The following is an 8,740-nucleotide window of genomic DNA, read 5'->3' on the forward strand; positions in this document are numbered from 1 at the left end:
GAGAAGCAGTTTCCGAATAACTGACCTTTCCACTACAAATCTACTCATACCATTTAACAGGGAGTAAGAAATGTGCTATACTGTAAACGAAATTGGTGAGGATTACGTGGTGGTCAACGGTGAGCGAATTGAAGTTGACCCGCCATTTGAAACCTTGCCAGGCAAGCAAGAATACGAAACCTGGCTGAACGAGGTGATGGCTAATGCTGTTGAGGCAATCGGAAGTCGAGCAGAGATACCGGCTCTCAAACACCACCTTGCACAGATGGCTCAAGGATGGAAAGATGAATGACCATCGTACCGTTGGCGGGCATCGGCGGTATGATAGCGCGGAGATTGAACAACTGCTGTCTGTTTCAGATGGTGTTACTGTCACAGAGAAAGACGTGGCTTTGTATGCCCGCGTTTCTACACAAAAGCAAGTAGAGAATCTTACCCGTCAACACGAGTGGCTAACTGAAGTCTGTGGCGAGCGTGGCTATCGTATCGTTCTTGATTGTTCCGAAATTGCTTCTGGATTGAATGACAACCGCCGCCAGTTCTTCAAGATTATAGATGCTGCCTGTAAGGGCGAAGTCAAAAAAGTCGTGGTAGAACATCGGGATAGGCTCACCCGCTTTGGCTTCCGAACCATCGAGCAGTTTTTCAAAGGCGTAGGTTGCGCGGTAGAGGTTCTTGAGCAGGCAGAAGAAAAGGGTGAGCATGAAGAACTGGTTTGAAGACATTTTGACTATCATCGTGAGTTTTAGCAGCCGGATATATGGAGTACGGGGTGGGCGTAAGCGCAAAGAGGCAAATGATGCTGATAACTAAGGCCCACAAGATTCTCTTAGACACAATACTGGAGGTTGGACGACAGTTTGTCTCGTGGTGTGGCGTGGCTCGTTGGGCTTACAACTATGGTCTGGAACGCAAGAAGGCGGCCTATAATAATAGCAGCCAATCTCCTGGAAGCTACATCTTGATGAAAGAGATTGTCGCCCTCAAAAAGACGGATGAATATACCTGGCTCAAGGACACACCCAAAAGCATACCGCGCATGGCATTACTGCAACTTGAAACGGCATATACTAACTTCTTCAGGCGTGTGAAAGGCGGTGATGCGAAACCTGGTTTTCCGAGATTCAAAAGCCGCAAACGTAGCCGGATGTGCTTTCAGCTTGAGCCTGATGTGATTACCATAAAAGGCAATCGGGTACGTGTTCCCAAGATCGGTTGGCTGAAAATGCATCAGCCCATTAGATTTGAGGGAAGGCTTATAGGAATTATTTGCGTCAGCCAGACAGCGGGTAAGTGGTATGCCTCATTCTCCGTCGAGACCGAAGTTCCCAACCCAATCGAGAAACAAGAAAAAGTTGCGGTCGGTCTCGATGTAGGGGTGAAAACACTCGCCACCCTATCAGACGGAAAGACGTTCGATAACCCCAAGGCCTTTTATCGCCTTGGAAAGCTACTTGCCAGGGCACAGAGGCAAATAACTCGGAAGCAGAAGGGCAGTAAGCGGCGGCAGAAAGCGAAACTCAGAGCGCAGCGGATTCACAAGCGTATTGCTGACCTGCGGGCCAATGCTACCCATCACGTTTCGGCCTACGTCGCCCAGACCTACGATGGAGTCGCAATCGAGGACTTGAATGTGAGCGGGATGAGCCAGAATCATAACCTTGCCAAATCGGTACTGGACGCAAATTTTTCAGAACTACAACGGCAGCTAGTTTATAAGATCACTTGGGCAGGCGGGGAAGTAAGGCAGGCAGATCGTTTCTTTCCATCGAGCAAGGCCTGTTCCGTCTGTGGTCTCATAAACGACGGGCTCACTCTCGCTAACCGCGAGTGGACGTGCGAGTGTGGAGCACATCACGACCGTGATATGAATGCAGCAATGAATCTCGCTATCAAGTGTTTTGGGCTGATGGTGGGCGGCCCCTGGACGCTGAGGGTTAAGCGCAGTGAGGCTCCCGGCGAAGCGTCAAGTGAAGTCTTTTCACAACGGTCGAAGAAAGGCGATCTTCTGGGCCTAGCGATTTAGTCAGGTTCAGTAAACCAGGGAAAGCACGCAACTTGTTCTCGGTATTATGTTTCACGTGGAACATTTGGGTTCGGATGCTGGTTGATAGCGCGCAGGGCAGGAGGGATATGTTTCACGTGAAACAGAGGAGAGAGGTGTCCACCGCCCTTGATGGCCATATTTCAGGGGAAAAACTTGAGAGTTGGGATACGGTGATGGTACAGGAAGAGCCATGAGCAAGAATTCTCCTGGCTATGAGGTAATAGTCATAGGGGCTGGCCACGCAGGATGTGAAGCAGCGCTGGCCTCAGCCAGGATGGGCTGCCAGACTCTTCTTCTGACCATCAACCTGGACAAGATAGCTCTCATGCCCTGTAATCCTGCTGTTGGAGGAATTGGCAAGGGCCAGTTAGTCCGGGAGGTGGACGCCCTGGGGGGAGAGATGGCTAACAACACGGATAAGTCCTTGATCCAGATAAAGGTGCTTAACTCCAGTAAGGGGCCGGCGGTACAGGCGCTGCGGGCCCAGACGGATAAGAAACGCTATGAATCAGAGATGAAGAAGGTTGTCCTGGGACAGCCCAATCTCTCTCTCAGGCAGGGCATAGCTACGGACATTCTGGCCACCCCAGAAGGCGTCCAGGGAATTGTCACTCTTACCGGAGAGAGGTACCTTTCCAGAGCAGTGGTAGTGGCCACAGGAACGTTTTTGAACGGGAGGATCGTCATCGGAGAGGTGGAATTTCCCGCGGGACGGATGGGCGAGTACCCTGCCATCCATCTCTCTGAGAGCCTGCGCCGTCTGGGATTTACCCTGTCTCGCTTCCAGTCTGCCACTCCTCCCCGGGTAGATAGAAGATCCATTGATTTTTCCAGGCTTATACCTCAGCCTGGGGATGATATCCCCCTCTCCTTTTCCACCCGCAACCCTAAAAAAGTGCATGATCAGATTCCCTGTTATCTCACTTATACTAACGCCCGCACCCACCGGGTGGTTCGGGAAAACATCCACCGCTCACCCATCAAGACAGGAGCCATCCAGACTCACGGGCCCCGCTATTGCCCCTCCATTGACAGGAAAGTGATTAACTTTCCGGACAAGGAGCGCCATCCCGTCTTCATCGAGCCCGAGGGTCGGGATACTCAGGAGATGTACCTGCAGGGCCTCACTACCAGCATGCCCGTAGAGATTCAGGAGAAGATTGTCCAGGCCACCCCGGGACTGGAGGGAGCGAGAATTATGAGGCCAGGCTATGCCATTGAGTACGATTACTTCATCCCGGCCCAGCTCAAAATCTCTCTGGAGACCAAAGAGGTCAGAGGCCTATTTACGGCTGGACAGATCAATGGCACTTCTGGCTATGAGGAAGCAGCAGCCCAGGGGCTTATTGCCGGGATAAATGCTGCCCGGTACGCCCGGGGCGAAGACCCCATTGTGCTTGACCGGTCTCAGGCCTATATAGGGGTGCTCATTGACGACCTGGTGACCAAGAGCCTTGATGAGCCCTACCGCATGTTTACCTCTCGAGCGGAGTACAGGTTGCTTCTAAGGTCAGATAACGCCGACCTCCGCCTGTCCACAACAGGAAGGCAGATAGGGTTGATTTCTGATGAAACCTTAGACAAAGTGGAGCGAAAGAGAAAAGAGATCGAGATCAACCAACAGAGGTTGAGAGAGGCAAGGGTGCTTCCCACCGAGGACACCAACTCCTTTCTGGTCAGCATAAATAGCTCTCCCATCAGTTCTCCCCTTTCTCTGGCTGACCTTCTCAAGAGGCCGGAGGTGTCCATCAATTTTGTTAAGGATAGGCTATGCCCCTGGGTGAGGGAATTAACTGAAGACATCCTTGAGCAGATAGAGATCGGGATCAAATATGAGGGATACATCCAGAGACAGCTCGGCCAGATCAGGCAATACCAGCGCATGGAAGACCGGAAGCTGCCCCAGGATATAGACTACCTGAGCCTGGACGGTATCACCACTGAGGCCAGAGAGAAACTGGCGCGCATAAGACCGCATAGTCTGGGGCAGGCCTCCCGCATAGCCGGGATCTCCCCGGCGGACCTCTCCACGTTAACCATATTTCTGCAAAGACGGCAAAGGGCCGAAAGCTGAACCAAGAATGTGTGATGTAGAGGAACTCCTGCGAAGGGGAGCTGCCGAGCTGGGAATCCAACTAACCCACGGCCAGAGGCGCAAGACGCTTTGCTATCTGGGAATGATCCAGGAGCATAACCAGCGGCTCAATCTGGTCGTTCTCAGAAAGGTGGGACCAACTCCTGCCCGTTATCCCCGAAGGACCGGCATCCCACAGAAGAGGCCTCTCTAACGGAAACATAGTACGCCCCCTTCTCTTTACAAAACCTTTGATAATTGACCAGGAAGCCCAAAGAAAGGATTTGATAAACTGGTGGTAGTGCAAAACCACATTTTTGATCAATCGGCCACCAGATTCCCCTTGATGCAGGCGTCACCGCCAACCATGAAAACACCGGCTCTTTTGCAGGTAATTTATCATGCGGGGTCCGCACTCGCGAACAATGAAAAGGAAGAGCCTATTTTCTAACTATTTGCCTTCGAAAAAAGGCGCTAAACGGTGACTTTTTGACCTTTTCGCAGGAATGCCATAGAGTAAATTAGTTTTTCTGGAGGCTGGCAAAGAAAACACTATGGAACCTACGGCTTTATAAGTTATAATAGGAAAAAAGCGCAGAAACTGGAGCAAGCTTTGAGATTTTGGTGGTTTTGGAAGAGAGGCCAGAGTCCCCGAAGGGAAACCGAGGGTCCCCCCAGGAGAAGGGAGGGACAATCAGAGGAGCGGGAACAAGATCCTGCAGGGGCGAGAGTTGCCGAGGAGAAAAGGGGGTCCGTTTCCGGGGTTGAAACCTCAAGTATTGACGCATCTCCTGAAACAGCCGGTCTGTCTGATGAGGAGATGTTAAAAAAAACGCCAGCCGGGCAAGAGCAACAGCAGGCAGAAGATAAGGAGAGAAAAATATTTGTAGCAATCGATACTATCCACGCAGCTCAAACGCAGCCGCGGGCACCGGGGCTGAAAGAAATTCCTAAGTCCGATTCCACGGAGCCAGCAGGCAAGCTCGAGCGGGACAAGGAGAGCCAGCCGCCGGATCTGACCCGGCTAAAAAAAGAGAGCCTTCTGGCTGCCACGCAGCGAAAGGAACCCAATCGCAGGTCCCGGGTCATAGCCTTGGCCAATCAAAAGGGCGGAGTGGGGAAGACCACTACGGCTGTTAATCTGGCTGCCTATCTGGCTGCCGAAGGATACAAAGTTCTTCTAGTGGACATGGACCCGCAGGCTAACAGTACTAGCGGCCTGGGGATAGAGGTAGCGGGAGTGAACGAGAGCATCTACGATGCCCTGGTGGACGAAGAGGAAATATCCGGGATGGTGTTGGATACCAAAGTTCTCAACCTCTATGCCATTCCCTCTTCGGTACAGCTCGCTGGAGCAGAGATAGAGTTGGTGCCTGCCCTGTCCAGAGAATTCAGACTAAAGAAGGCCCTGGGTCCCATCACAAAAGAGTACGATTATGTGTTGATAGACTGCCCTCCGGCCCTGGGCCTTCTCACCATCAACGCCCTGGCAGCAGCGAAGGAGGTGCTCATTCCAATTCAATGCGAGTACTATGCTCTGGAAGGTCTGAGCCAGCTCCTTAAAACTATCAATCTGGTTCAAGCTAGCCTGAACCCAGACCTGACCATTACCGGGGTACTTTTAACCATGTTTGACCCCCGAACCAACCTTTCTGAACAGGTAGCGGAAGAAGTCCAGAAATTCTTTCCCCACCAGGTCTATGAATCGGTCATTCCCAGGAATGTGCGGCTTTCCGAAGCCCCCAGCTATGGTTTGCCCATCCTTCTGTATGATCCGGAGTGCAAAGGAGCCGAAGCTTATAAAAATTTAGCAAAGGAAGTGATTGGACATGGCCAAAAGAGGTCTGGGTAAGGGTCTTTCAGCCCTAATACCTTCACTGGAAAAACCGGGTGGCCTGGCACCATCGGAGAGGCGAGATGCTTTCAGGATAGAGGAAATCCCCATCTCCAGCATCACACCCAGCCCCCGACAGCCCAGGCAGAGATTTGACCCAGAAACCTTACAGGAGCTGGTAGCCTCCATCCTTGCCTTCGGAGTAGTTCAGCCTATCATTGTGAGACCCAAAGGCGGCGGATATGAGGTGGTAGCCGGGGAAAGACGGTGGCGGGCAGCCAGGGCAGCGGGACTGAAGACCATCCCCTCCATAGTCCGACGCACCTCTGATATAGAATCTCTAGAGATGGCTCTTATAGAGAATGTCCATAGAGATGACCTCAATGTCATTGAAGAGGCTTACGCCTACCAACAACTCATAGATGACTTTAATATTACCCATGGAGAACTATCGAAAAAGGTGGGCAGGAGCCGCTCTGCTATAACCAACATTTTAAGACTTCTCACTCTTCCTATAGAAGTGCAGGCTATGGTAAGAGAGGGAGCGCTGAGTTATGGGCATGGGCGATCTCTTCTAGGCCTGGAGGATAACCAGCAGATAATCCGGTTAGCCGAGAAGGTGGCGCGGGAAGAGCTTTCGGTGAGACAGATTGAGGAAGAGGTCAGAAAAATCCAGCTTAGAAAAGACAGCGCCCACCTGAAAAGAGCTCCTAAATCCCTCCAGCCAGCCAAATTCCCCGAGATAGCGGAACAGCTTTCGGATTACCTTAGTGTTCCGGTACGGGTCATCATGAGCAAGACCAAAGGGCGCATCGAGATAGAATTCGGGTCTCTGGTCGATCTGGAAAGGATCTACAGCTTGATAACCGGGGGTCGCAGCGGGTTAGAGAAGCCCATGAGTTAAGGCCGACCCCCGAAAAGTTGGCCAAAGCTGGGCTTGTCCATGCTACTGCATGTCCGTCGCAGGTCTGTTTTTCCGCCGATTTTTATTAGCCGCAGGCGACAGACTTCGGTTCAGTTGCAAGCCTCCGGCCTTGTGCCGGAGGTAGTGGACACGTGCTCTTGCACAGCATTCAACTGCGATACATAGTTGCCCGGAAGGGGAGGCTAGCAGCTAGACGGCTCAGACGATCCCAGGCGTTCAACTAAACAATGTGTGAGATAGGTATTTGATCTGGGGGGAGGCATGAGAAGGCTTCGGGTTGGTGTGATTATGGGGGGACAGTCTGCAGAAAGAGAAGTCGCTCTGGCCGCTGGACAAAATATCATCAGCAATTTGGATAAAAAGAAATACGTTACTGTTCCCATAGAGATTACTGCCCGGGGAGAATGGGTGCTTCCGGTTAGCCTCCTTCGGCCAGGTGGTGGATCCAAGGCAAAAGAGAGCGTTCCGTCAGAAGATTTGCAAGTACCTACCATCTTCCCAATCATGGTGGATGGAAGGCTGGTAGGGATGAGCCTTTCCGAACTCATCGATGTGGCCTTTATTGCCCTCCACGGTCCCCTGGGAGAAGATGGCACGGTTCAGGGGGTCCTTGAATTGGCGGGTATCCCCTATACTGGATCTAGACTCCTGGCCAGTGCTCTGGGCATGAACAAGCTGCTCTCCAAAAAAATCTTCCTCCACCAAGGGTTGCCGGTAGCTCCCTTTCTCTCCGTGGAGGCAATCCAGTGGAAACAGGACAGCAGAAGCCTGATTCAGAAGACACAAAACCTGGGCTTTCCAGTGGTGGTAAAACCAGTGGCCCAGGGGTCTAGCATAGGCGTTACCATTGTCAAACAGAAGGAAGAGCTAGACCATGCTTTGGAGCTGGCCTTTAACTATGACCCCATTGCCATAGTGGAAAAGTATTTAAGAGGAAAAGAGATACAGGTAGGCATCATCGGTAATCGGGATCTTTTGCCCCTTCCACCCATCGAGATCGTGTCCAAGAAGGAGTTTTTTGACTACGAGGCCAAGTATGATCCCACCAAGGCCGAGGAGATTGTCCCGGCCAGAATTTCGCAGGCTGAAACCAGACTCCTGCAGGATCTGGCCGTGCGGGCTTACCAGGCTCTGGGATGTCGTGGCTTCGCCCGCATTGATATGTTTCTGTGTAGAGGGCGACCGTTTGTCTCTGAGGTGAATACCATCCCCGGTCTAACCAGCGGCTCTCTCTTCCCCAAAGAGGCCCGGGCTGCGGGGATGGAGTTTCCCGAGCTTTTGGACCGACTTATCCAACTGGCCCTGGAAAGATGAAAATTCCCCCACTCCATCCTTGGAATGTCTCCGTGGAGGAGGCGCTACGTATCCAAAATGAGCTGAGAGAAAGGGTGGTTCTAAGAGATCAAACTGAGAGGATAAGGACTGTCACGGCAGTGGATGTGGGTTATCCCGGTCCCGAGAAAATGGCCCTGGGTTGCGCCATCACTTTTACCTATCCTGATCTGAGGGTGGTGGGAAAAGCCTTCTCTTTACAAGAGGTTTCTTTTCCCTATATTCCGGGCCTGTTGGCCTTCCGGGAGGCCCCTGTCATAATCTCGGCCCTGCAAAAACTGGAAGGTAGCTCTGATCTTCTCATTGTAGACGGCCAAGGCTATGCTCACCCCCGCTACATGGGTCTGGCGACCCATCTGGGGATATATCTCGACATGTCCTCCGTGGGGTGCTCCAAGAGCCATCTTTGGGGAACTTATGGAGAACCTGCTCCGAACAAAGGCTCCTATGAGTATCTCAGAGATGGAGAGCAGGTCGTGGGTGCCGTCCTGAGGACTAAAGACCGCGTGACTCCCGTCTTTGTCTCCT

9 protein-coding genes are annotated in these 8,740 nt (G+C 52.2%); all 9 read left to right on the plus strand.

The annotated features are described in order from the left end of the window. Positions 1 to 70 precede the first annotated feature (70 nt). The gene (locus HW443_RS07915; RefSeq protein WP_176231628.1) at positions 71 to 292 is read left to right on the plus strand and encodes a hypothetical protein; all 222 of its coding nucleotides are present in this window, start codon (positions 71 to 73) and stop codon (positions 290 to 292) included. Next, positions 204 to 719 carry an IS607 family transposase gene (locus HW443_RS07920; RefSeq protein ID WP_258189805.1) on the plus strand — a complete coding sequence of 172 codons (516 nt, stop codon included), beginning with the start codon at positions 204 to 206 and terminating at the stop codon, positions 717 to 719. Before HW443_RS07915 ends, HW443_RS07920 begins: the two co-directional genes overlap by 89 nt. A gap of 77 nt (positions 720 to 796) precedes the next feature. After that, complete coding sequence (locus tag HW443_RS07925) at positions 797 to 2,026, plus strand: RNA-guided endonuclease InsQ/TnpB family protein (protein WP_176231630.1); 1,230 nt, start codon at positions 797 to 799, stop codon at positions 2,024 to 2,026. 211 nt (positions 2,027 to 2,237) lie between these two features. Beyond that, on the plus strand, positions 2,238 to 4,121 hold the full coding sequence (mnmG, locus tag HW443_RS07930) for a tRNA uridine-5-carboxymethylaminomethyl(34) synthesis enzyme MnmG (RefSeq protein WP_176235406.1): 1,884 nt from the start codon (positions 2,238 to 2,240) through the stop codon (positions 4,119 to 4,121). Between the two features lie 7 nt (positions 4,122 to 4,128). Further along, on the plus strand, positions 4,129 to 4,335 hold the full coding sequence (locus HW443_RS07935) for a hypothetical protein (RefSeq protein ID WP_176231631.1): 207 nt from the start codon (positions 4,129 to 4,131) through the stop codon (positions 4,333 to 4,335). A gap of 828 nt (positions 4,336 to 5,163) precedes the next feature. Further along, positions 5,164 to 5,973, plus strand: coding sequence for a ParA family protein (locus HW443_RS07940; RefSeq protein ID WP_258189806.1), 810 nt, complete (start codon positions 5,164 to 5,166; stop codon positions 5,971 to 5,973). Beyond that, on the plus strand, positions 5,951 to 6,859 hold the full coding sequence (locus HW443_RS07945; RefSeq protein WP_176229590.1) for a ParB/RepB/Spo0J family partition protein: 909 nt from the start codon (positions 5,951 to 5,953) through the stop codon (positions 6,857 to 6,859). Before HW443_RS07940 ends, HW443_RS07945 begins: the two co-directional genes overlap by 23 nt. 282 nt (positions 6,860 to 7,141) lie before the next feature. Beyond that, complete coding sequence (locus tag HW443_RS07950) at positions 7,142 to 8,194, plus strand: D-alanine--D-alanine ligase family protein (protein WP_176238041.1); 1,053 nt, start codon at positions 7,142 to 7,144, stop codon at positions 8,192 to 8,194. Then, positions 8,191 to 8,740 (plus strand): endonuclease V (locus HW443_RS07955; protein ID WP_176238042.1); only part of this gene is annotated, 550 nt, incomplete at its 3' end. The genes HW443_RS07950 and HW443_RS07955, both read left to right, overlap by 4 nt.

Origin of the sequence: Candidatus Hakubella thermalkaliphila (genome assembly GCF_013281975.1) — a bacterium.
GTDB lineage: Bacteria > Actinomycetota > Humimicrobiia > Hakubellales > Hakubellaceae > Hakubella > Hakubella thermalkaliphila.

Coding starts and splice junctions, on each gene's coding strand:
- HW443_RS07915 (WP_176231628.1), top strand. CDS start 71: ATGTGCTATACTGTAAACGAAATTGGTGAGGATTACGTGGTGGTCAAC.
- HW443_RS07920 (WP_258189805.1), top strand. CDS start 204: ATGCTGTTGAGGCAATCGGAAGTCGAGCAGAGATACCGGCTCTCAAAC.
- HW443_RS07925 (WP_176231630.1), top strand. CDS start 797: ATGATGCTGATAACTAAGGCCCACAAGATTCTCTTAGACACAATACTG.
- mnmG (WP_176235406.1), top strand. CDS start 2,238: ATGAGCAAGAATTCTCCTGGCTATGAGGTAATAGTCATAGGGGCTGGC.
- HW443_RS07935 (WP_176231631.1), top strand. CDS start 4,129: ATGTGTGATGTAGAGGAACTCCTGCGAAGGGGAGCTGCCGAGCTGGGA.
- HW443_RS07945 (WP_176229590.1), top strand. CDS start 5,951: ATGGCCAAAAGAGGTCTGGGTAAGGGTCTTTCAGCCCTAATACCTTCA.
- HW443_RS07950 (WP_176238041.1), top strand. CDS start 7,142: ATGAGAAGGCTTCGGGTTGGTGTGATTATGGGGGGACAGTCTGCAGAA.